Annotated in this window: 15 protein-coding genes; 10 read left to right on the forward strand and 5 right to left on the reverse strand. The window is 58.2% G+C overall.

Going from position 1 to position 24722, the window contains the following annotated elements; all coding sequences use genetic code 11:
- Positions 1–20: 20 nt before the first annotated feature.
- The 7 genes from LB515_RS16695 to LB515_RS16725 all read left to right on the forward strand — a co-directional run bounded on the left by LB515_RS16695 (position 21) and on the right by LB515_RS16725 (position 8966).
- Positions 21–2381 (forward strand): DNA methyltransferase, encoded by a 2361-nt coding sequence (locus LB515_RS16695; protein ID WP_411969151.1) that lies wholly within the window; start codon positions 21–23, stop codon positions 2379–2381.
- Positions 2382–2388: 7 nt separating this feature from the next.
- Entirely contained in the window at positions 2389–2925 is a 537-nt protein-coding gene (locus LB515_RS16700; RefSeq protein ID WP_224708370.1) for a GIY-YIG nuclease family protein, read from the forward strand.
- A 93-nt stretch (positions 2926–3018) separates the two neighbouring features.
- Complete coding sequence (locus LB515_RS16705) at positions 3019–4119, forward strand: HNH endonuclease (RefSeq protein ID WP_224708371.1); 1101 nt, start codon at positions 3019–3021, stop codon at positions 4117–4119.
- A gap of 39 nt (positions 4120–4158) precedes the next feature.
- Entirely contained in the window at positions 4159–5208 is a 1050-nt protein-coding gene (locus LB515_RS16710) for a DUF4145 domain-containing protein (protein ID WP_224708372.1), read from the forward strand.
- A 61-nt stretch (positions 5209–5269) separates the two neighbouring features.
- Positions 5270–6040 carry a hypothetical protein gene (locus LB515_RS16715; RefSeq protein WP_224708373.1) on the forward strand — a complete coding sequence of 257 codons (771 nt, stop codon included), beginning with the start codon at positions 5270–5272 and terminating at the stop codon, positions 6038–6040.
- Between the two features lie 10 nt (positions 6041–6050).
- Entirely contained in the window at positions 6051–6875 is an 825-nt protein-coding gene (locus LB515_RS16720) for an HNH endonuclease (RefSeq protein ID WP_224708374.1), read from the forward strand.
- Positions 6876–6878: 3 nt separating this feature from the next.
- Positions 6879–8966 carry a 3'-5' exonuclease gene (locus tag LB515_RS16725; RefSeq protein ID WP_224708375.1) on the forward strand — a complete coding sequence of 696 codons (2088 nt, stop codon included), beginning with the start codon at positions 6879–6881 and terminating at the stop codon, positions 8964–8966.
- Between the two features lie 65 nt (positions 8967–9031).
- Here the strand turns inward: LB515_RS16725 and LB515_RS16730 are convergent, their stop codons facing one another.
- The 5 genes from LB515_RS16730 to LB515_RS16750 all read right to left on the reverse strand — a co-directional run bounded on the left by LB515_RS16730 (position 9032) and on the right by LB515_RS16750 (position 17900).
- A complete protein-coding gene (locus tag LB515_RS16730; RefSeq protein WP_224708376.1) occupies positions 9032–9700 on the reverse strand; it encodes a HEPN domain-containing protein in 669 nt (222 codons plus the stop codon).
- Positions 9697–13035: a TM0106 family RecB-like putative nuclease gene (locus LB515_RS16735; RefSeq protein WP_224708377.1), complete on the reverse strand. Its 3339-nt coding sequence runs from the start codon at positions 13033–13035 to the stop codon at positions 9697–9699. Before LB515_RS16735 ends, LB515_RS16730 begins: the two co-directional genes overlap by 4 nt.
- Positions 13032–15650: an AAA family ATPase gene (locus LB515_RS16740; RefSeq protein WP_224708378.1), complete on the reverse strand. Its 2619-nt coding sequence runs from the start codon at positions 15648–15650 to the stop codon at positions 13032–13034. The genes LB515_RS16735 and LB515_RS16740 overlap by 4 nt, the downstream gene beginning before the upstream one ends.
- Entirely contained in the window at positions 15647–16774 is a 1128-nt protein-coding gene (locus LB515_RS16745; RefSeq protein WP_224708379.1) for an exonuclease SbcCD subunit D, read from the reverse strand. Before LB515_RS16745 ends, LB515_RS16740 begins: the two co-directional genes overlap by 4 nt.
- Before the next feature lie 148 nt (positions 16775–16922).
- On the reverse strand, positions 16923–17900 hold the full coding sequence (locus tag LB515_RS16750; RefSeq protein WP_224708380.1) for a helix-turn-helix transcriptional regulator: 978 nt from the start codon (positions 17898–17900) through the stop codon (positions 16923–16925).
- Positions 17901–18424: 524 nt separating this feature from the next.
- On the opposite strand from LB515_RS16750, the gene LB515_RS16755 reads away from it, so the two are divergent.
- The 3 genes from LB515_RS16755 to LB515_RS16765 all read left to right on the forward strand — a co-directional run bounded on the left by LB515_RS16755 (position 18425) and on the right by LB515_RS16765 (position 24648).
- On the forward strand, positions 18425–23134 hold the full coding sequence (locus LB515_RS16755) for a DUF3320 domain-containing protein (RefSeq protein WP_224708381.1): 4710 nt from the start codon (positions 18425–18427) through the stop codon (positions 23132–23134).
- A gap of 216 nt (positions 23135–23350) precedes the next feature.
- The gene (locus LB515_RS16760) at positions 23351–23653 is read left to right on the forward strand and encodes a helix-turn-helix domain-containing protein (RefSeq protein ID WP_224708421.1); all 303 of its coding nucleotides are present in this window, start codon (positions 23351–23353) and stop codon (positions 23651–23653) included.
- Positions 23536–24648 (forward strand): tyrosine-type recombinase/integrase, encoded by a 1113-nt coding sequence (locus tag LB515_RS16765; protein ID WP_224708382.1) that lies wholly within the window; start codon positions 23536–23538, stop codon positions 24646–24648. Before LB515_RS16760 ends, LB515_RS16765 begins: the two co-directional genes overlap by 118 nt.
- The last annotated feature ends 74 nt before the right edge of the window (positions 24649–24722 follow it).

Below are 24722 nucleotides of genomic sequence, written 5' to 3' on the forward strand. Positions count from 1 at the left end.
TGAGATAGCGATGTCGCCGCATCTATTTCGACCCACCCTGCGGCATAAAGTTCAACTCCAATTGGCAGGTTTCGACTCAGTCGCGCCATGTAAAGGATGGCAAGAAGGAGGACATCTCTCGCGAGCCCGAGCAAGTGAAGGCGTTTCGCGATACGTGGAAGGATGGCATTCACTCATATCTTACCTATCTTCGCGACCGTCTTATGGTCGCGCGCGAGTTACTGAGCGAAAGCGGCAGCATCTTCATCCAGATTAGTGATGAGAACTGCCATCGCGTGCGAGCGCTTTTGGACGAAGTTTTCGGCGAGAACAACTACGTCAACACAATCGCGTTTAAAAAGAAGAGCGCAACCATCGTTACAGAAACAGTGTTCGATGAAATCCTTTGGTATTGTAAGTCTTCTTCCTCAATAAAAGTTCGGACAATATATGAGGCGCGTCGCAATCCTGAGGGCGAGACAAAGTTTAATTCTATTGTTCTGCCAGGAGGAATCATAAGCAACATCACCAGGAGTTCTGACGACGAGATCGATGCGCTCATAAGCGCAGGTGGTAAATGGGCGCGTGTAAACTATCCAATTGTCAGCCAGGATCCGAGCAAGACCCGCAGTGAGGACTATCTGTATCGGGGGCATGCCAAAAGTTGCGGTGCGAACAAGCACTGGCGATTCAGCCTCGAAACGGGCCTACCTCGATTGGAGAAGAGTGGACGGTTGTTTGATGGTGGTGGTGAGTCACTAGGAGGCGTTGCCCTTTGGGAAGACTGGAATCAAGTGGCACTTCCTAACATCTGGTCGGATGTTCATGGTGAGAAATATCCCACGTATATTGTTCAAACCGCGACACTCCCCATCGAACGCTGCATCCTGATGACCACTGATCCGGGTGACCTCGTGCTCGACCCGACGTGCGGCTCCGGCACGACGGCCACAGTTGCCGAGCATTGGGGCCGGCGCTGGATCACCATCGACACGTCGCGCGTCGCGTTAGCGCTTGCCCGCACGCGGCTGATGGCTGCGAAATTTCCTTACTATTATCTCGCGGACTCGAAAGATGGGCGCGACAAGGAGCAGAAGGAGTTCGGTAAGATCCAGCCGCAGAGGCCGACCTCCGGCGACATCCGCCAAGGCTTCGTCTACGAGCGCGCGCCGCGCATCACGCTGAAATCGATAGCAAAAAATACCGACATCGACGTGATCTGGGACAGGTGGCAAGCAGATCTAGAGCCCTTACGCCATGATCTGAACGAGAGGTTGCAAACTGGCTTCGAGGAATGGGAGATTCCACGTGACCTCGACCAATGGTTAGACTCGAAGAACGGCGTTGCCAAGGCAGCGCTTATAGACGCCGGCGTGCGCGAGCTTCACAAGGGTTGGTGGGAAGGCCGCATTGCACGGCAAAAGGAAATCGACGCCTCGATCGCTCGGGCCGCCGATGTCGAAATGCTCTACGACCGTCCTTACGACGACAAGTCCAAGGTGCGGGTCGCTGGTCCCTTCACGGTTGAGAGCCTTTCGCCACACCGTGTCGTGACCACGCGTGACGACACCCTTGGGTCGGAGACTAGAACTGGCGACAGCGCATTGCAGCCTGCACCTGCCAACGTCACTGAGATCGATTTCGGTCGCATGGTGCTTGACCATCTGCGCTCCGCCGGCGTTCACCAGCAGGCTAAGGCTGACACGATCCGATTCAACTCGGTCGAACCCTGGCCGGGCAATTTGCTCGCGGCGAAAGGCATATATGCGGATGGCGATGGCCGCGAGAGGCAAGCTGGAATCCTGATCGGTCCCGAGTTCGGCACGCTGACACGCAGCCAAATCACCGCCGCCGCGCGCGAAGCCTCCGAAGCACGTTTCGACGCGCTTATTGCCTGCGCCTTCAATTTTGAGGCCCAGGCAAGCGATATCAACCGCCTTGGCCCGCTGCCAATCCTGAAGGCGCGTATGAACCCTGACCTGCATATGGCCGACGAGTTGAAGAACACCGGTAAAGGCAACTTGTTCGTCGTCTTCGGCGAGCCGGACGTCGATCTTATAGAGGCCGCTGATGGCGAGCTGAGGGTAAAGGTCAACGGCGTCGACATCTTCGACCCGTCGACCGGCGAGATTCGCTCCGACGACGTCAAGGGCATCGCCGCCTGGTTCATAGACACCGACTACAACGCAGAGAGTTTCTTCGTCCGCCACGCCTATTTCCTCGGCGCCAATGACCCCTATAAATCGCTGAAGACGGCGCTAAAAGCAGAGATCGACGAAGACGCTTGGCGGACACTTTACTCCGACACCTCTCGCCCTTTCCCACGCCCGGCTTCAGGGCGAATCGCCGTGAAGGTCATCAATCACTTCGGTGATGAGGTGCTGAAGGTCTTTGGGGTGTGAGGGCGCGATGAAAGAGAACGGGCGGCTAATCCGAAATTACGGACTGTTCTGGCGCAAGAACGAAGTGGACTGGAAGCAGCGGCGGCACGGACGGCTTATTGGGCTCGGCGTGCGCAAGATAAACGGCGGCCGTGTAGATTTCTCCCAGCAGCGAGGCATCTACGCTCTCTACGATGACACGTTTCGATTGATTTACGTAGGTCAGGCCGGCAGCAAGGACCGGCGCCTCTATTCTAGACTTCGTAAGCACGCGTATAGCGTTCTTTCTGAGCGATGGACACGATTTTCATGGTTCGGAATCTGCGATGTCGATTGGGAAACCGCTGTTGATATTCGCGGCTTACGCGACGTTCCGGACGAGATCCTGACCGATCGCGTCAATTTGCTCAATCATCTTGAAGCCATCCTCATCATGGCGGGCGAACCGATCAAAAACTTGAAGGGTGGCATCTTTGGCAAGGATGTTACGCACTTCCGACAAGTGCCACTGAATCGCCAGAACCAAAAGCCGGATGACGAAGATTTTGCGGAGGAAGAAGAATAGTCTGCTCGTTCATTGTTGGATTGCCCCGGATCGCGGTCAACGTGATTAGCCAGGGGATGAGGGTGTGAAGGTGTTCCGGGTTTAGGGGAGAACATGGCGCTTTATTTGCTGAAACCGGTGGTCTGGAATTCCAACGGCTATCTCCAACCGAGCGGAGCAAGAGTTCATTCTGGCTACCCGAAAGAAAATGGGTATGGCCATGAGGAGTGGAATAACTCCAAACAATTAGAGTTCACCGAGAATGGCAAGCGATGGAAAGCCTTCCACACGGAGGGTTTCGGGAATCAGCCTCTCGAGGCACATGATGGCCGAGTTTTTGTCTTCATGATCGCCGCGCGTTCGGGGCAACAGTTTCTCGTTGCAGTTGCAGGAAATGCGACATCCCTTATCAACAGGACGCAAAAGAAGCAGCGCCTCTCAATTCTAAAGAAGCTCGGCATTGAAGAGCAATTTCGTCAGGACGCCTGGTCGGTTCCGCGTGTGAGAAAGTTGTTCCGGGATGACGTAGATCGGTTTGCGCGGCATTGGAAGGACGAAATCCACTGGGTGCCTAACTGGATATGCCCGGCAGAATCCTACATTGCATTGCCAGACCCGCTCCAACTGGATCCGCGGCCGATTTCCGGAAAGAGTTCCCTGGTCCGAATGTTTGGATCTTATCAGGAGATATCGCGCCAAACAGCGCTTCGAATTCTTGATCTGTTGCCCGCCGATTTGCCATCCCGGCAGCTAAAACGGCAATGCACAGACGAGTCAGATCTTCAGGAAGACTTGGCAGACCTGGATACAACCGGATTTGCCACTTCGACGACGAGAGCTGCATTGATCGAAGCTAGGCTTGGGCAAGGGAGATTCCGAGATCAAACGCTCGCATTCTGGGAAGGGAAGTGCGCTATCACTGGCTGCAGTGTTGCTGAAATCATTCGCGCATCGCATTTAAAGCCGTGGCGCGATTCGAACAACAAGGAAAGGCTCGACCCGCGAAACGGGCTCCCTCTCGTTGCACATCTCGACGCATTGTTCGACCGAGGTTTGATCTCGTTCGGCGAAGCCGGTGATTTGCTAATATCGGGCTTAGTTTCGGATGATGAGCGGCGCATACTGCATCTATCGGACGGGCTGCAAAAGCCGCCGCACAGTGAGACTGCCAGATATTTAAAATGGCATCGCGACTATGTTTTTCGAGCAAGTTGAAGTCTATGCTGACGACGTCCACAATACTCGCCGATAGCGTTGGAGCCGCCAATCGACGAGGTGACACAAGGTTTTTTGGGGTGCGGCCGTATGTGCAGTCAACGACTTGGCCTTGGCGAAGAGTTCCTGGTCCTGTTCAGTGAATTACGTCGGGCCGCCAAATACGATCCCAAAAAGCTGAGGCAATTCTATCGTCAGAGCGCTGCTATCAGGAGGGCGACCGATGAACTTTATACGTTTATGTTTCGGACGAAGCTCGAAACGATGGTGGAGCAGGGCAAGCGATTCCACGTTGGTCTGCCGAAGCGTTTCGGCTCCGACTACCAAGAATACAAACTGAATTGGAAGCACGCGGTCGAAGACGCGGGGTTCGTCGGCTTGTTCTCCCCCGATGGTCAGGGGCCTATCAACCCGAGTGAGCGCAATCCTGCTCGCCTTCCGGAAACCGAGCGGCCTGATTTCAAATTTCAAGAGAATTTTGATCCTCGATATCACAACGCCGGATCCGTCATCGATATTGGCCTTGGATATCTGGCCGAGCTGGCAGATGATGAAGTAGAAGATTGTCGCCTCAGAAATCTCTGCCGAGTAGCTGTCGAGGGTGGCGACTACCTCCATCAGGTGATCGGTATCAATCTGGTCAACTTGGCGGAGCGATATCGGCGCATCCCGGTCACCTTCGTGCCTGCGCACGTAGCGTCGACATTTCACTCTGAGACCAAAGACCTTTTGTCGCTATTAGACGACGCCGTGCTCGCCTATGTGGCCGGCGCGTCAAACGCTTCGATCGCGATGTGCAGGGCGGTGCTCGAAAAACTGCTGAAAGTGCACTACCGGAGAGATGAGCTCGCGGACGAAAACCTAGAGAACTTGATTGATTTTTGCGCGGGGCAGTTCGCGTGGGTCGCACAGAGGAAGAAGCCACTACATGGCCTCAGGAAGCTGGCCAATCGAACTCTTCATTCGCCCAGGACCGGCACGGCGCTGTCTGCCCCGGATGAAGAGACTCTCCTCGCTGCTTTCGCCAATCTGAAATTCCTGATCGAGAAAGCACCTGTTCTCGGAGATGGTAGCCCCGATAGCGGGTAAAGGCCTTAGAGGGTGCCAGGTCATAGACGTTCCGGGGTGATTGCAAATGAGGGGCAGGGGCTTGGGTAAGGCAAAACGATCTCGCAATCGCGGGCCGTCAAACAAACCGAAGGTTGCAGCGGTGCCCGCAAAACCCTCGGCTGCGTTGCAGAAACGAATTGAAAAGCGGCTAGAGTGGGCTCAGCGGATCGCGAGTAAAGCGATCACTAAGGGAGACGCGCCAAAGCAAGATGCGGTGAATGTCGACCGGATCATTGCAAGGCTTCCGGAAATGCAGCCTGACCAGCTGGTGCGCATTTGGAAGAACGCAGTCAGGCTGCTGACCAAGGCTGGCCCAGTTAGGCCGCCGCCCGGTCCGACCAAAATGCTGAATGCGGTCGAAGCCGAATGGCGCACCAGAGGGCTCAAACAAATCAATGCCGATGAGTTCTTCAACTGGCCAACTACCGAGGCCAATGGTGGAAACCATAGTCTTTCGTTTGCGGGAAAGACTGATGACGGCATGTTGAGCTATCTGGAGTATCGGGTCGGAAAGACAAACGGCGAACCTGCGCCGGTTCGTCGTGCGATTCTTGATCGAGTTTTTGGCGCCTTCTTACCACCGGTTTTTCCCAAGGACTACATGGATGCGTGGGGCGCCCCAAAGTCTGCGGCTCGATTGAAGAAGATGGCCGAGTCTCTAGCCGCATTCACGAGGAATGCGAAACGGCGCGATGCTGACCGTCTCGACGAAGCTATTCGACAATGGGAAGCGGATCTCGAATACCTTCGCGAGAAATATTACGTCGGTCGATTCAATTTCGGATGGCCCTTGGCCACCTTGATTTATTGAGGTGTAATGAATGGCTGATCTTCCCGAGGTGCCGTTCGCGAGGTTGGGCGTGGAGATTCCCGATTATGAAAAGCCGGACGGCACCAGGGCTTCGCAGCCGTTCTCGAGGTCAAGCCACGCGCTGTTTAGGCGTGACACGCTGAAAAGTGACGGCGAAGGCGACGGAGCGCGCACGGATTATTTCAAGCACCATCTCGTGCGAATTTTCAAAGAGATAGGAAAGCCCGTCCCGTATCGGTTTGTCGATAGCGTCGGGCGCCCACGCTCGATGGATGGTGGATGCCTCAAGTTCGTGGGTCCCGATGGTCAGAACGTAGCCGATTTTGATTACAAGAACGGGTATATCGTTGCGGTCACGCCAAAGCCGGAACTCCTGGCCCTTTACGGCGTTCGATCGTCCGTAGCCGCGGATGTTGAAGCTATCCTGCAAACGAGCAGCTTAAGCCCCACGGAACGCAAACAGCTTGTCGATGCTCGGATCGGGCAAGGCCAGTTCCGGACCTCAGTAATGGCCAGGTGGGGAAACAAGTGCGCAGTCACGTCCTGCGATCTGCATATCGTTGTTAGAGCGTCTCACATCCTGCCTTGGCGCGACGCCGACAATGCGGAACGCCTTGATCCCGAGAACGGCCTCCCACTAATAGCCACGCTTGACGCGCTTTTTGATGCAGGACTGATTTCATTCAGCGATGCGGGCGACATGTTAGTCAGCCAGTCGGTTCTCGAAAACCAGCACAACCTTATAGGGAAGGCCAAGAGGTTGAGCCGCAAACCTGGGGGGAGAATGCGACAATATCTCGCCGGTCATCGACGCTCATACGGCTTCGAGCGTTAAACGATGCCCACCATTCTCGCTGACAGCTTCACCTCGTCCCTGGCCAAGCTCGCCAACGATGAGCAGAAGCAGGCGAAGCTGACAGCGTTCGACCTTCAGGCGAACCCTGACCAGCCTGGCCTTCAGTTCCATCGGATCGACAAATCGAGGGATCCGAATTTCTGGTCCGTGCGGGTCAACGGGGATCTGCGCATCATCGTTCACAAGACGGGCGGAAGCCTAATGCTCGTCTACGTCGATCATCATGACGACGCCTACAAATGGGCGGAACGACGCCGCATCGAGGCACATCCGAAAACCGGCGCGATCCAGATCGTCGAGGTGCGCGAGTTGGTCGAGGAGATCGCAACTCCACAGGCCGGGCCTGCTCAAGCGACATTGCCCCTTGAGGCACCATCCTCAGTCCAGGCGCCCTTGCTCTTTGCCGATCTGTCATCCGACGATCTGCTGTCCGTAGGCGTGCCCGAAGACTGGCTGGACGACGTAGTCGCCGCCACCGAGGACGAATTCTTCGCCCTCGTCGGCTACCTCCCACAGGAGGCCGTCGAGGCTTTGTTCGAATACGCGGCTACGGGTGTGCTTAAGCCTGCAGTCGCCCCGATAGCCGATCCTCTAGCGCACCCCGACACGCAGCGTCGGTTCCGGATTTTTGAGGGCGCCGAGGAGTTGCAGGCCGCACTCGATGCGCCTTTCGAGAAATGGGCCGTGTTCCTGCATCCACTGCAACGCGGCGTTGTCGACCGCGATTACAATGGACCGGCACGAGTGGCGGGATCGGCGGGGACAGGAAAAACTGTGGTCGCGCTGCATCGAGTCGTGCGCATTCTAAAGACGCGTCCCGATGCGCGTGTGCTCCTCACCACCTTTTCCGAGCCATTGGCACGCGCTCTTGCCCGAAAACTTGCTGTGCTCGCGGCCGATCGGCAAGGCTTCCTAGAACGTGTAACGATCTCTTCCTTTGAGCAGACTGCGCGTGAGCTCTATGCACTCACCACCGGGCGCGAGCCCAACGTAGCTGACCAGACAACTATGCGAACGGCAGTTCTCAAGGCTGCGGCCGACCAGCAGGAGAGCGAGTTTTCTCAGCAGTTCCTTGTCTCTGAATGGGAAAACGTCATCGACGCCTGGCGGATCGACAGCGAGGAGGCCTATGCCGCTGTCCCGCGCATGGGGCGCAAGAATCGGCTCGGCGGACGCCAGCGCGAAAGGCTTTGGCGAATATTTGTTCGGGTGCGACAAACACTCACTAGGCGCGCGCTCTTGACCCCAGCAGGTCTGTTCGCGACCGTGACGCAAACCTATGTGACAAGAGCGGAAAAGCCCTTCACCCACATTGTTGTCGACGAGGCGCAGGATCTGGGCGTCGCCGAGCTGCGCTTCCTTGCCGCCATCGCGCCAAGTCGGTCGGACGCCTTGTTCTTTGCAGGTGACGTCGGCCAAAGGATTTTCCAGCAGCCGTTCTCCTGGAAAGGGTTGGGTATCGACGTTCGCGGCCGTTCCTCAATCCTCAAGGTCAACTACCGGACTTCGCATCAGATCCGTCAGGCGGCAGATCGGCTCCTTCCTCAGAATATTCGTGACGTGGATGGCCTCGAAGATCAACGGTCAGGGACCGTCTCGGTATTCGAGGGACCGGAACCGCAAATCGTCATTGCCGAAAGTGTGGAGGCCGAGATTGGGTCTGCGGCTGCCTTCCTGCGGGAGCTGATCGACGAGGGATTTGCACCTGCTGAAATTGGAATTTTCGTGCGCTCGCAGGATCAACTCTCTCGAGCGCGCGCAGCCGCAGAGGCGGCGGGGTTAAAGACGCGAACGCTGGTCGACGGCAAGGCCGGCGGAGACGAGACCTTGCTCGGCATCATGCATCTCGCCAAAGGCTTGGAGTTTCGAGCAGTGGTCCTCATGGCATGCGACGAAGGCATGCTGCCACTGGAATCCCGTGTGGCAGATGTGGCAGACGAGTTCGAACTCGACGAGGTAATCGCGACTGAACGGCAGCTGTTCTATGTCGCGGCGACGCGCGCCAGAGAGCGGCTGTTCGTGTCAGGCGTCGCACCTGGTTCTGAATTCCTCGACGACCTGAGGAAGTAGTCAACGGGCGAGCCGACATGACATCCTGGTCTGCTGCACATGTCAGCAGAACACGAGTCTACTGTCTACTTCTCAACAACCGGATAAAATGGCCGTCCCCAATCCTCGGTTGAATTGTCCATCATGATGTCGATCATGATGGGAATGAGAAACGCGAGGATGTCTGCGCCGTCACGAAGTTGGTCGCGATTGGTGCTCGAGTTCCAAGTTGCGCCGCCGTGAACAAGCTGGTTTCGGAGCACATAGAGGCGGTCGAATAGCATTGAGAGTATGTTGGCAGTATCGCGCGATATCAGTGCGCCGTGGAACGCCCGCTTGGCTGCGTTGAATCGTTGCTCCCAGTCTTCGTAACCATCGATCCCATTATGGCATGACCAATACGGACCGAAGACGAAGCGATTCTCCAAGAATAGCCGGATGGGGCCGGGAAAGCGCGTCCAAACCGCATGATAGATGCGGCCATCCTTGTCGAGGTCGCGCAGCATTCCGAAAAACCAGGCGAATGCCTCACGTTCACCGCGCACGTCGCGCTCGTCTGCATAGGCCGCATTAAATGCAATCCAGAGGAAGAGGAACGCAGCAGCCGGATCGTTGGCTTCGAATTCAGCACGCCCGATCCAACTGATCGACCGGTGGACGCGAAGCCCGAGATTTTCGGGGAAATCGGCCCGAAGCCGACGCTGCTTCTCCTTGAGCGCATCAAATCTAAGGCGAACTGCTACGTTCTCCTTCATAGGACTATTCCGTCCGTTCTCCCTTGGCTTTGCATATCGGGAAGTGCGCAGAGCGTGTTCACGAGACGGATTTGCTCGACTGTCGAGCACGCCGTCTGCAGTAGTCGAGGCGAAAAGAATACGAGGCTCAGCGCCTTCCCTCGGCTAAGCGCGACATTGAGCCGTTCGCGGGACAGAAGGAACTCAATGCCCCGTGATGTTTCTTCCGCGGAAGAGGCCGTCATCGACACAATGGCAACTGGCGCCTCTTGGCCCTGAAACTTGTCAACGGTTCCGACTCTAATGTCCGGCAAAGCTTCGACCAGAGCATTCACCTGCGCATTGTAAGGAGCGACAACGATGATGTCGTCCTTCCGGAGCGCGTGCGCCACGCCCTCACGGTCGATCCACTTTCCGCCAAGCAGAAGGCCAATCGTCTCGCGGATTGCATCGATCTCTTCAGGACACTCCTGCGCTCGTCCCTGGTGGATGACCGGAATCCGCCACGCGCCGGCACTCGGCAGGCCCGGTTCAATCAGTGCCTGTCGCGCCGTCGCTTCATGTGGATGCAACCGATCTTCGTAGAACTGGGATGATATGAAACCGCAGAGTTCGGGATGCATACGGCGAGTGATCGGGAGAAAAATCCCCCGGTCCGGCGCAACGTTCTGCCCTTTGCCGAGAATCCAGTCTAGGCAAGAAAGATTCGCCGGGTAGGGGTGCGCTCCCTGGACCACTTGGGGGAGTTGGCGCGGGTCGCCCACGAGGACTAGGTTCTGCGCCGCATTCGACATCCCGACCGCATTTGCGAGGGATACCTGCCCCGCCTCATCCACGAAGAGGTATTCGAACGCTCCCTCTAGTTGATCTCTAGAAAACAGCCACGCTGTGCCGCCAACTACCTGTGCCGTTTCAAGTGCAGAGTCGTCGTTATTCCGCACACTCGTGATGGCCTCGTAGCCGTATGGTGCCTCGGGGGTGTCGGATCCAATCTTGTGGGCGAGCTCGACTTCCGCGAGTGTCAGACCGACATCGGCGTCGTCGCGAAGTGCGTCTACGCAGGCCATGAGGACGTTGCGAATTGCTTCGTGGCTATTGGATGAGACGGCGACGCGATGGCCGTCCTTGACGAGTGCAAGGATGGCCCGCGCTGTGACATACGTTTTGCCTGTTCCGGGCGGGCCTTGCACCGGCAGCACTGTCGCATCCATCGCCCGGATGGCTGCGATAGTTCCTCGGAGGGAATCCGCGGTTTCATCCAACGGAAGTGGTGATGCAGCTTTGAAGCGCGGAGGATTACGTGAGAGGAGATCGTCAGCCGCCTTCTTCCTGCGCTTCCCGCACTGGTCCTCGATAACCTTGCGGATGGCGGACGGAATGGGTTGGGCGTCTCGTGCGAAGGGTGGAAGCAGGTCAAGACAATTAGGTAGTTCACCGCCAGAGCGTGGCCCCATTTTCAGCGTTACCCGCCGAGCACCCCGGTCAAGCGATGTGATGTCGACCTGTCCGAACCCGCCCTCCAGAGCAAACTGCGAGGACTTGCCTGCCCTCAGTTTCGTCTCCTGAGGCGGATAACGATAGTCTCGCTCGTGTGATCGCTTCACGGGCCGTTGTGGTCCTTCAGCGACGAGACCGCCAAGGCATTCCATATCATCGCAGAGCTCTTCGAAATCCTTCGCAGCCGCGTCGAAGACAGCCCAGGCAGCAGGTTTGCGCTCGCGCCAATGGAAGATACCGAGGTCATAGAGGAGGCGCCGACGGTCCTCCGGTAGGCGGGAATCGTCCAGACACTTGACGAGATCGTCGAGCTCGGCTTCGGCCTCCGCGGACTTCTCAGTATTGCTTTCGCCGAGTTCCAGCCAGCGTCCATCCGGCCGGATTCCGAGCAGCCAATCGCGCAGCCGTTCCGTCGAGACGCAGTCAATGCGATTGTAGTCCTCGATCTCATCCAAGATCGCTGCGTCACGGCTTTCGCGCCACTTTTCGTAAGCGACAACGGATCCGCCTGCAGTCTTCACCTCGCCGGTGCGGGAAAGGTCGTAGAATGCCTCCATATCTTTGATTGAGTAGGACGGCTCGGATGTGTAGACGCCTCCGCGGACAACTGCATAAAGGTCGATGAAACGGCGCTCCCTCAGCCATCGGTCGAGTTGCGCTTCGCCAACGCCATGCCGAGTAGTGAGCTTGCGAAGCGCGGTGATCTCATATGAGGCGTAGTGGTAGATATGAGCTTGTGGGTTCTGAGTTATGGTCTGCTCGAAGAGTGCAAAAAGCGCGACAAGCGCCTCCTTCTCCTCCGCAAAATCATGAGCCCAAAACGCCTTGAAGGCCTTCCCGTCCCAGACCCCCTGTAGGTATTCGAGGCCTTCTGCGCTGGTTTCAGTATAGAAAGGGTCACCTTCGATGTCGTAGTAAAGATCGCGGGGATGGGGCCGGGGCAAAAGATCGAAGCCCTTGCCCGGACGAGGAGGGCGCAGCGCGTAGGTGGGTTCGCCACTCTTGCGTTCGTGCTGCAACGCTGCCTGAGTCTTGAGCTTTTCGAGTGTCGCCTCAGCCATCTTCGGCACTCGCCCGCGTTGTTGGGCGAGAGTGGCCATCGTTGTGATGCCGGTTGCCTCAAGCTTTTCCACCTGGGCTCTTGTGATGCCGGCGACGCGGAACAGACTGTCCTCCTGCTCCCACTCGCCTGCGCAATGCTCGCGCCATCGGCAGAGACTACAACTTGCGCAGGGCACGGCCCGAGTCTTCGTTGATTCGAGAACGAAAGACCTGAGCCTTTCTCTCGCTGAGCGAGCATAGGCCGCATATTCGGCCAGGCGGAAACTGAAGCGCTTTCCGTCACCAAGCACCACGTGAGCTCTTTCTGGACTACGGCCCTGGACGGTCGCCAGAAGGTCGGAATAGAGGACGAGTTGCAAAACGTGAGCGGGGGCAGGTTTGCGCTTCAGCTTTGTGTCCGCAACCTCGTAGGAATATCCTCCAAGTTCCGACGGAGAATCGACCCGCTCGAGGAAATCGGAGTATCCGCCCCATATACCTCTTTCGAATGCTCCCTGGAAAACAATATCTGGGCCGTCACGAAGGGCCTCGAGGCTCGCTTTGACGGCATCATCGAAGCTGATCCCATCTTTTTCAATCTTGATGATACGCTTCCCGGCTCGCTCGAGTTGCGCCAAATGTGCCGCTTCATGCGCATCGCCATATCGTTGAAGGAGAATCGCGTCCTCGCTATCATCTGCCGGTTGCGGCCCTTCGCCCGCAAGAAATGCGAGATCCAGTCGGGTGGCGTGCGGGCAGGCCATGAACCGCATCAAATCCGAGGCCGACAGGCGGAGCCCGTTCCGATCGCGTTTCATTGCGCGGCATCCAACACAGCTTCCTCCCTGACGATTGTTAGGCCTCGGCCTCCAAGGTCTCGGAAGGCTTTCTGTCGGCATGAAAATACGATGATCTGAAGTTCCTTCTCCTGTCTCGTCAAAACGTCGAAGATGCGCTCGATACGGTCGTCGTCAGTATAGACGATCGCGTCGTCGAGGATCACCGGTGCGGCGTTACCTGACCTCGCCAGCATTCGAGCGAAGGCCAGGCGCACTAGAAGCGCTATCTGTTCCTTGGTGCCACCCGACAGGACGCCAAAGTCTTCCTCGGTTCCCGCGCGAACCAAAGCTGTCGGCAGCACCTTTTCGGCATCGAAGCGAAGCTCAGCCTCGGGCCACAGCAGTCGGATCAATGGCGTAAGCTCCCTCAGGACCGGCTCAACGTAGCGATCACGGGCAGCAGTTCGCGCGGACTCAAGAGCCTCTGCCATCGACTGCAGGACCGAGACCTCGAACATGATCTCATCGAGCCTTCGTCTCGCTGCTTGCAGTCGGATTTCGACGTCGGCGAGTTCTTCTTCGACGGCCTCCGCAGCGTGGATGCCGATCGCCGTATCAAGCTTACCGAGATCCACGCGAATTCGCTGCCGGTCCTCCTCGACGCGAGAGATGACCGATCGTGCACGTTGCAGGGCTGCCTTCGCTACTTCGAGATCCGGCGCCGCCGCCATGGCCGCTTCCCGCTGTCGGACCGCTTCAGCCAATGCTGTCCGATGCTCAACAAGCCCGTTCGTGAGGCGCATTTTGTCGGCCTCGGCATCTTCGAAGCTGAGGAGCGCAGATCGTGCTCTGGAGACCCTCTCCGCTGCGCCTTCAGTGGCCGCAGCGGTTCGGGCTGCTCTCGTTTGTGCAATTTCGAGCGCCGAACGAGCCTTCTCAAGTTTGTCGGTTGCGTCCGCGAGGGCCAGTCTTGCCGCAACGTCGGCCTCGTGAGCCTCTTTTGCGTCCGGAAATCCAGGTTCCGCTTCGCCTGGTTCCGGCAATCGAGCGAGACCTTCTCGCAACGCTTCGATTCCGTTCGGTGCGGTTCCATTTAACTGGTGTTCGACGTCCCGGCGTCGTGATGCAGCCTCAAGCCGGAGTTGCGCGGCCGTGCGCGCGGATTCCGAGGTTTCATAGCCAGATGCTTCAAGAGCGTCGGCAAGCGCCTTCTCGGCTATCGCAAGTGTATCGGCTCCAGACTGCGCACCGGGATGGACAGTCAAATACCCGATGCCGTCAATCTCGAGCGTGGCGCCATTGGGTATTGCCACTCGATCTCTATCGGGCAAAGCGCGACCGTCGAGCGCGACGCCGTCGGTTCGTCCGACGGTATACGTCATGGTAAGCGCAATTGATTCAATCTCGCGTGCCTTGCGCAGAACCCGAACCTCTCCAGCCAGGTTCTCCAATCGACGCAGCACGTTGTCTGCGGGTCCAATCTTGGTGTCAGCTACGGCCTTCTCAAGCTCGGTCCGCAAGCCTTCGGCGTGGGTCAGGCGAAGCACCAGCTCCGCGCGCCGCTCGGCTGTAGCGGCGCATGTTTGAGCGCGCAGTGCTCTTCGATAGATGTCAGAGGCGGTTTCTGCCGAAAAGACCGTCTTATCGAAACTCCTTTTCGCCTCGGCGAACGCATCCTCAACTTCCCGATGCTGCGCTTCCCCGAGGGCGGCGTCGGCTATGGCCGAATCCAGAGCGGCAGCTGCAGCCTTTTCTTCAGCAAGCGCTGCCTCGACTGTCGAAAGTCTCTCCTGGGCTCGTTCCATCTCAAGGCATTTCGACCTTTCGGTTTCGATTGCCCGCTCAAGCGCTTCTGCATGACGGGAAGCCTCATCATGAGCGGCTTCCGCCTCTGCGAGCCTCGCCAGCCTTGCCGAATTCTGATCACCGTCTTCGAGGTCTGAGAGTTCGCGCCTTAGTTTACGCCGACGATCAAGCTCAGCGGATAGCGATGCGGCCTTAGCGGCAAGTCCTTCGCGCTGGAGGTCGAGCGTCGAGACTTCGTCTTCGGCGAGCTTCAATGGACCGCCAGCTTTCGCTTTCCCGCTGCTGGTCACGTAGCGGTCGAGTTCTCTCCTGCAAAGGGCTCGCGTCGCGTCCATGCGACGCCCGCCTGTCATTGCTTCGACCTCCCCCGTGACTGAAGAGAGCAAGTCGCGTCGTGCTGAGTGGGCAGCTTCGCCTTCGTCGAGATTCGTCAAGCCCTGCCGCACCCACAGGAGTCCGGCCGGACCCCCTTCCTTTGGCGCTTTTAGCACCTCGGCGAGCCATGTCTCGGCATCCTCTGCCTGCTTCATCAGGTGCCCGTCGCGGAAGACCTGCGCCTCGCCCTTGCGCGTCTTGCTCCACCGCTTTTCCACTTTGAAGCGGTTGTCCCCGATTTCAATTTCGACAGCCGCTTCAGGGTCGCCGCCGGCATGCGGCGCAAGGCTCGCGATGTCTTTGTCCCAAGACCTGTAACCCTTGAAGAAAAGCGCATGGAGTGCATCAAAAATGGTCGACTTCCCGCTCTCGTTCGGAGCCGAGAGGACGTTCAGCCCGGTGCTGATACCTGTGATCTCGACAGGGTCGGTGAAACGTCGGACATTGTCCAAGCGTATGGTGAGCAGCTTCATTGCGCTTCTCCCTGCACATAGCTGTAAAGCCGCCGCAACGCCGCTGCGGCTATCGCCCGATCCGCGGGGGTCGCAGCAGCAGCCTCAGATTTCTGATGGAGACCTTCGGCAGCAAGCCGCAGCGCGCCGCTCAACCCAATTCCATCGAGATCCTGTGGAGTGCATTCGGTGCTTAGGCCTGAATCATCGAATTCGAAATGCCAAAACTCTGGCATTGCCAGCTCTGCGGCGCGCGCGAGTGCCATTCGCGCTGGGAGCCTCAGCCAACCAGTGGCTCGAATTCTAAGAAGCATGTCGCGCTTCGCCTTGCCTGCAGCCTGCAGCGGCATCTCCAGCGCAGCCACAGCATCTTGTGCAGGCGTAAGAGCCAAGGGTGCTTCTCGCCAGTCGAACTGGCCAGTCCGAATAGCGTTAACCTCAGGCACCGCGCCGGGACCCAGGAGAGTAACAGCCAGACATGAACCGGGGCCGCTATGCTTGAATCGGTCGCGCTCTGGCGTGCCAGAATAGAAAGTGCGATCGCCGAATTGCTTCACTCCGTGCCAGTCACCAAGCGCAAGATAGTCGAGTCGAGCAGAAGCGGCGCGATCGGGTGGTATGATTTCTGCTCCGCTGTCCTCGGATCCAAAACTAAGGACCCCGCCATGCGCCAGCCCAATCCGGACGTTGTCTTCAGGTGTAGCGCAAAGAGGCATCCACTCCGTCAGGTCGCGGCCGGGAAAGCGGCGAGGCACCGGAGCGGGCAAGAGAACCACGCGAGGCGCGATTTCGACGGGTTCCGAAGCGCCAAGAAGATGAACATTTTCTGGAGCGTGGGTGCGCACGCGACCCCAGAGTGCCTCAGCCGCTAGGCTGTCGTGATTTCCTGGAAGAATCCACCATTGAAGGCCTTCGGCGGAGTTCATTGCCGCCAAGGCTTGACGCCAAACGGAGTCGGAAGGCGTTTCCGTGTCAAAGAGGTCTCCAGCAAGCAGCACGTGGCTCGCGCCGTGATCTCGTGCGGAAGTCGCTATACGTCCGATCGCTGCGTGCCGAGCCTCTACCAGCCGACCTCGCACCTCTTCTGGAAGGTTGCCGAACCTGCGACCGAGGTGCAGATCGGACGAATGAATGAAACGAAACATGCGAACACCACCTGAGCGAGATTGGGCGAAACCGTAGAACGGGCCGAGTTCACACGAGCTAATCACGCGGGGGTGTCAGAAGCTGTCATAGAGGGAGGTGGTCACTAACACTTGGGTATTGAATTTTCGAACAAAATGAGAACACGCTTCAAGGAAGTGCGTTAAAGTCAGCCCTCTGGGCCGCATGAACGATGTCGGCGAGTTCTTTGGGTTTGATGACTTCGACGGTATCTCCCCACTGGTAAAGGTGCCATGCCATCTCGAGCCAACCAGAGGCCTCGAATTGCACCTCGAGTGCACCATCTTCAGTCAGGCGCACTCGCTGGTTGGGATGGAACCGCCATTCCCTAGCTCGATCGGCCGCCTCCGGAACGAAGCGCCATACGACTTCCCCGAACTGACTATCGTCTTGGAATGAGCCGAAAGCTCGCGCCGCGTGGGACGCAAGATCAAAATCGGGGTCTCGCGCGAACCATTCGTCCGTCACCTCGGGTGCCCTGATCCGGTCAAATCGGAAATGCCGAAGTTTCAGTCCCTTGTCGGGTTGCCTCCCGACGAGGTATCGTCGCGCACCGAGGAGAACTCCATAAGGTTCGACTACACGTTGGCTGCCACTGTAGCTGAAGCGCAGTCTATATGGTCCGCGAAGGGCTGCGGTAACTGCCTCGGTTACTTCTTGCGCCACGGCGACCACCGGACCCGGTCTTGCGGCAACGCCGTGAACTTCAAGCATCGCTTCTGCATCAGCTTCCGCCCGCCTCGCCTCTTTGGCCGGCAGGGCTGCCAGAAGGCGGTCGCGAAGGCTCGCTAAAGCGCCGGCCTGTCTTGAATCACCGCTTTCGCGAAGGCGGGAAATGGCGAATTCGAGCCCCTCGAGCTCCTCGTCCCCAGATAGCCGCAATCTAGCAAGTGGGACCTCGCGAACGATCCAGCGCCGTTCCCTATTTTCATCTTCGGCGATCTCCACAGCGTGCGGAAACGCCTCCAAGAGCGCTGAGGTCATGCGCTGTGCAGTTCGATGGCTTACTTCGAAATGCTCACAGATGTCCGTTAGCGTGACACCGCGGAACCTTGAGCAAGCGAAATCGGCCAGCCTGAGTAGTTCTTTTGCCTTGGAATAGGACATGGTATTTCCGATAACCGATCCAATGCTCGCATAGCCCGTCGGGAGACGGGACTAGAGGTCGCTCTACAATACACCGGTTGCTCGCTCCTCAAAGAGCAACGCGGCCCCCATTATTCCTGCTTAATAATCTCTTAACGGCACTTGCAATGGGATTAGCGGCTTTGAGGCTCTAACTTCACCGGGTTGCCCGCCTTGAGCGATTTTCCTCATGTTGCTCGGCGTCGTCTAGCCCGCATATGAACAGAAGGTGAGTGATCTACTTGGTCACCTAGTGGGGGCTCGGTTTGTCGCCAATTCAGAAGGATTTCCAGACTGCATCGATATTTGGACCCCATTCACCTGTGATCATTTCTACAAACTCTTGATTCCCACAGAGGGGACGACCTAGGTGGATGAGGCAAAAAGAAAAAGGGGGCTTGGGGTGGTTAACGCATCGATGATGTGCGCGAAGCGCGACGACAACTGTGCTTTCGTCGCAACCGGATTTGGTCCTGTCCGCAATCTTGAATTTCGCGATCAGACCGATGCTTGAGACCAACACAGCCAATACAAAGGTGATCTCGCGAGTCCTGGAAGCGGCCAGGCGCAAGCTCCTCGAAACCGGAACGCGAAACCGGCTGATCCACGTCAATCGGGCCAATCAGCGTGCGAGCTGCCTGAACGTGATCGACGAGCGCTCGGACGACATTTTCACGCTCCTGCGCGTTCAAAGTAAACGCATGCGCTTCAAGGCGATGGGTAAGGACAAGGCTGAGGACGGACAGTCAGGACTGCTCGCTTTGCCTGACGATGACCGCGAAGCTGGCTTCGAACGATATGGCGACAATTTCATCGAGACGCCCCTTGGCCCGGAAGCATTGGCGCGGCGCCTCTTGCGTTTGGCTCACGATGCAAAGACTGCGGAAGAGGAACAGGGTCTCAACATCCTCTATCTGGCAATGGGCTTTCTGCGTTGGCGCGAGAGTCCGAACTCGGAGATCCAGCGCGAGGGGCCGCTGGTCCTCATGCCGGTGCAACTGGTGAGGAACGAGCGCACCTCGACCTTCGATATCCTGACTCGCGACGACGACATCACCACGAACCTGCCTCTGCAAGAACGGTTGCGGCAGGATTTCGGGATCGTCCTGCCAGAAATTGAAGAGGCTGAAGGATGGAGCCCGTCGCAGTATTTCACGCTTGTGGCCGAGACAATTTCTGGGCAGTCAGGCTGGTCAATTGATGCCGACGGCATGCAGATAGGCTTCTTCTCCTTTGCCAAGCTTCTCATGCATCGCGATCTTGACAAGGCGAATTGGCCGGATGGCACGCTCGCCGACAACGATTTGCTTGCCGGGCTTCTGGCTGATGGGTTTGAGGCCGATACACCGCTCTTCGGACCCGAGGACAAGCTCGACGACCACCTCGACCCGGCGCAGATCATTCAGGTAATCGATGCCGATGCTTCGCAAACCAAGGTGATCGAAGAGGTGCGGAGAGGCGCGAGCTTGGTGGTGCAAGGACCGCCAGGAACCGGCAAGTCGCAGACAATCACCAACATCATCGCAGCGGCTGCTCATGACGGGAAGTCGGTGCTTTTCGTCGCCGAGAAAATGGCGGCGCTCTCGGTCGTGCACGACCGTCTTGTGAAGGCAGGACTACGCGACATCTGCCTGGAGCTGCATTCGCGCACAGCCAACAAGAAAGCGCTGGCGCAGGAACTCGGACGCACGCTCATGGCCAGTGCACGTGCTTTGCCGGGGGCTGCCGATCCCGCCCAACTTCGCCTCACCCGCGACGAACTGAACCGGATCACGGCGCTTTTGCACACACCTCTTCCGCCGAGCAACGAAAGCCCCTTCCGCGCAATCTCGGAAATCATTGGCTTTATAGGCCAGGGGGCAAAGGCACCCTCGATTTCCGAGGAAGGTCTGGGGGCGCTGACACAGGAGGCGCGCCAGCGGGCGCTGGCGGCGATAGCCGGTTTCGTCGCGGCGCTCGAAACGGCGGGGCCGCCTGAAGCGCATCCATTCCGCGGAACCATGGCCCTCGATCTGCAACCAACCGATTTGGTGCGCCTCGGGAACGAATTGGCGGCGGCGACGAACGCGATCTCGCACACATGCAGCGCGGCGGCGCACCTTGCGCAGATGCTCCACCAACCTGAGCCGCGCACCCTGGCCGAGATATCCTCGCTTCGCATAGGGCTAGAAGCACTTGGGTTGGCTCCCGCTGGGGCAGCGGCATCAGTGGCTGCACTGTTTCCGAATGCGGACCAGCCTCGGCAACGCGAGGCCCTGCAGGCTGGGGCGGACTGGGCGGCGGCTCAAATCGCCGCAACAGGAAAGTTTGTAACTCCGGCCTGGAACGCTAGTCTCGGCGCGATGCGGCAGGCAATCGTGCGCGGCCAGAGCTCCTTTTTTGCACGGCTGTTTGGCCCTTATCGCCGCTCTTCGGGCGAATTGGCGAGCCTTCTGTCAGGCCCGCTGCCCAAGGCGCCCGCAGAACGACTGGCGCTGCTGGACGAATTGGCGGAAGTCCAAAATCGGCGGAAACGCTTGGCCGAGGAAGAAGGCTGGCTGCAAACAATCCTTGGCGCCGAATGGCGAGGCGAGCGCACGCCTTTCTCGGCCCTGCTCGCGATCAGCGAGTGGTTAGAAGAGGTTAAACGCTCTGGGGGCTTTGCCGAGGCAGCCCACGTCACGGACGCGCTTGCCGCATTTCCGGATCCACGCAGCGTAGCTCGCGACCTCGAAGCTCGCATTCAGGCCTGCCGCACCGGGGCGGCGGCACCGATCACTCGGTTGCAGCTCGACCTGGCGCAGGCGGAAGTCGGCGATGCACTCGAGACGGCGCCGCTGTCCGAAGTCGCCGCCGCCTTCACGCAGATGGCAGCCGACACTGGCCGCTATAGCGATTGGGCCTCACTCGCACGTAGCATTGCTGCCGCGGTCCGCATTGGAGCCGGGGGCGTAATCGATGCAGTGGATGCGGGACACCTTGCTCCGAGTGAGGCCGAACGTGAATTTGTCTATGCTTGTGCCGAAGCGCGTTGGAACGCTGCGCGCGCCGCTCGACCGGAGTTGAACGCGCTTCCGCAGCTTGACCGGCATGACCTTGTGCATTTGTTCCGCAAATTGGAGAAGGACCGTATAGAAACGGCCAAGACGCTGATCCTGTCACGCCATTTCGAGCAGATGCCGCGCGGCACAATGGGTGAAATGGGGGTCATCCGCGGTGAGATCGGGCGCAAGCGCGGCCACAAGCCAATCCGATGGGTGATGAAGAATGCAGGCAGCATGGTGCAGCGCATAAAGCCCGTGATGCTGATGAGCCCGATTTCGGTGGCGCAGTTCCTACCACCAGGCAGCGTCGATTTCGATCTTCTGGTGATTGATGAGGCATCCCAGATCCGCCCCGAAGATGCCTTGGGCGTTGTCGCTCGTGCTCGCCAGATCGTCGTAGTGGGCGACCAGAAGCAGCTCCCCCCGACTTCGTTCTTTGACCGTTTGGTCGACGATGTTGAAGATATTGAAGACGAGGATGAGGATGCCCCGCTCGGCGCCACAGCAGCCGATATGGAAAGCATCTTGTCGCTGTGTGACGCACGCGGACTCCGATCGCGAATGTTGGAATGGCACTACCGGTCGCGCGATCCTTCGTTGATCCGGGTGTCGAATGCCGAATTCTACGGCGATAACCTTGTCCTGCCACCGTCACCCTTGCAACTCGATGAAGACTATGGGTTGAAGTTCCGACGCGTGCCAGGCGTATACGCACGCGGCGGCAGCGGATTGGGTCGCCAGGGAACCAACCGGATTGAGGCGCAGGCTGTAGTTCAGGGGATGGCGGATCACGCTCGATCATGGCCAGACCTGTCGCTCGGAGTCGTCGCCTTCTCAAAGGCACAAGCCGACATGCTGACCGAACTGCTCGAACTCGAACGCCGTCAAGATCCCGTGCTGGATGGCTTCCTGCGCGAGGGGCAGCATGAGGATGTGTTCGTGAAGAACATCGAGAACGTGCAGGGTGACGAGCGCGATGTGATTCTGATCTCAGTGGGATATGGACCGCAAGAGCCTAACGGGCAGCTCACTACGATGACTTTCGGACCGGTGAATGGCGAAGGTGGCGAACGCCGCTTAAATGTTCTGTTCTCACGTGCAAGAGTTCGCTGCGAGGTCTTCGCTTCATTCGAACCAGGCGACATCGATCCGTCGCGCACCAGGCGCGAAGGTCCTCGTGTTTTGAAGCGCTTCCTCGAGTTTGCCAAGACCGGGACCATGGAGGAGCGAGTGACCAACGGCCTCGACGCCGACAGTCCGTTCGAGGAAGACGTAGCCACTTCAATCCGCTCTCTCGGTTATCTGGCCGATCCACAGGTCGGGACCGCAGGGTTCCGGATCGATCTTGGGGTGCGCCATCCCGATCGTCCGGGGCAGTATCTGTTGGCGGTGGAATGCGATGGGGCCGCCTACCATGCAGCTCTCTGGGCGCGTGAGCGTGATCGTTTGCGACAGGATGTCCTCGAGAATCTTGGCTGGTGTTTTCATCGCATCTGGAGCACCGACTGGTTCCACCATCGTGCCAGCGAGGTTCAACGGCTCTCACGGGCACTAGATCTGGCGAGGCTGACGGTCGAGAACGGCATTCGCGTTCGTGGTGCAAATCAAGGGGGTTCTAGGCCAGCTCCGCCGCAACCGGACATTGCAGAGGAATTGGTCGAAATCGGCCGCATTAACTTGACGGCTCCGGGTTACGTCCGGGCAGTGCTTTCCGTGCGGTCCAACCTTGAGCCCCACGAGGCACCCATTGCCCAGCTCGCCGATCTCGTCGTGAAGATCGTGGGAATCGAAGGGCCAATCCACATCGACGAGGTGGCACGGCGCATAACATCGGCTTTCGGCAAGTCCCGGGCCGGCAATCGGATTGTCGAAGCAGCCGGGCGTGCCGCACGTCTTGCGACGCAGAGAGACCGCGCTCTGAGGTGGGTTGGATCGTTCCTTTTGACAGAAGAACAAGCCCAAAACCCGCCGATCCGGGACCGCACTGCCGAAACCGGCAGTCTGCTCAAGGCTGCCTATCTTCCTCCAACGGAAATAACCGCCGCAGCTCAGCACATTCGCTCAGAAAGCGGTGAGATGCCACCCGAGGACCTGGCTCGCGCCGTGGCACGGTTGTTGGGGTTTCAGCGGGTCGGAAGTGATTTGGCAGAAGTGATCAACGATGCTCTTATGGCTACTGATGCAGCGCCGTAACGTGAAGAGGCGATCATGTTCCCCTTAGCGCAGATCTCAAGCCATAACTGATTGATTTTATTTAAGTAAGTCAGAGTTCAATCCTCTCTTCCATCGCCTCTGGATCCTTAGCAAGAAGCGCTAAGACCTCGAGATGTCCAAGTCAGGCAACAGGTGCTTGAGCGGCTGTAACAATTCGTGAAATCAGCCGGCCGGCCGACCGCTATAACGTCGAAGATGTCGCGCCTGCTAACTCCCACCCAAGCTGCTGAACTCCTTGCCGTCACGCCCAAGCACCTGCTCGAGCTGACGAACGAGGGCGCTTTACGTTGGGTGAACATAGGTCTTGAGGGCAAGAGGCCTACCCGGCGCTACAAACAAGACGACCTGGCTGATTTCATTGAAAGACGGAGCCAAAAGGCATGCCGGTATATCGAAAGCACGGCAAACCAGAATACACCTTTGACTTCCAGCTTCGCGGTCGTCGATTTTTCGGCCCCACGGGCACGAGCAACAAGCGCCAGGCGGAGCGCATCCTAGAGCAGAAGCGGCAGGAAGCTCGTGCCCAGCTGAAAACGGCTGCAAGCTTCACCGCTGAAGGCCCTATGACACTCGAGATAGCTACTTCCCGCTACTGGCAGGAGGTGGGGCAGCATCTGGCGAACTCCGATAACTATTTTCGCTTCCTCGGTTGGCTCCTTGGCCACTTCGGTAAGCACGTAACGCTCGACCGCATTACGGATTCAAAGGTCGCGGCTATGGTGTCTAAGCGCCGGGCCGATGGTGTCAGCAACGCGACTGTCAATCGAACCGCGACTGTCCCGCTGCGCGGCATCATGACTCGGGCGAAGAAAACGTGGAAGGTCCCGGTCGCTGACATCGACTGGAGCCGCCATCTGCTAAAGGAGCCGAAGGAGCGTGTCCGCGAGGCCAGTGTGGAAGAGGAAAAGCGCCTAATAGCCGCCATGCGCGATGACTACGCACCCGCGGTCCGTTTCGCGATCCTTACCGGTTGCCGTCGGATGGAGATCGTGGATCTCACCTGGTCGCGAGTTGATTTCTTCGGCAAGACCATCACCATCGTAGGCAAGGGTGAGAAGACCCGGATCTTGCCAATGACGGACTCAGTCTACGATCTGCTCTGGCCTCTTCAGGGATACCATTCGACGGGCGTCTTCACCTATGCGGCGAAAAGGACGAACAAACAGCTTGGGCTTATTCGGGGCGAGCGCTACCCGATCACGATGGAGGGCTTCAAGACTGCCTGGCGACGTTACCGTGCCAAGTCCGGAGTTGAGAACTTCCGCTTCCATGACACGCGCCACACCGCTGCTACGCGCACTCTGCGCACCGGCAATATGAAGGTCGTCCAGAGGATGCTCGGCCATGAAGACATCGCTACCACGGCAAAATACGCGCATGCGATGATCGAAGACATGCGCCTCGCGATGGAGGCAGCAAATCACACCGGAAGTCACACCGGAAGAGGAAAGAAAGCCTCTAGTAGATTGAAAGATAGGAAGAAATCGGCCTGAGCAACCTTGACCCCCAGTCAAGTGCGCTACCGGGCTGCGCTACACTCCGGACCGGGTGGCGATGTATCGTGATA

Source organism: Mesorhizobium sp. CA15 (assembly GCF_020165215.1).
Classification (GTDB): domain Bacteria; phylum Pseudomonadota; class Alphaproteobacteria; order Rhizobiales; family Rhizobiaceae; genus Mesorhizobium.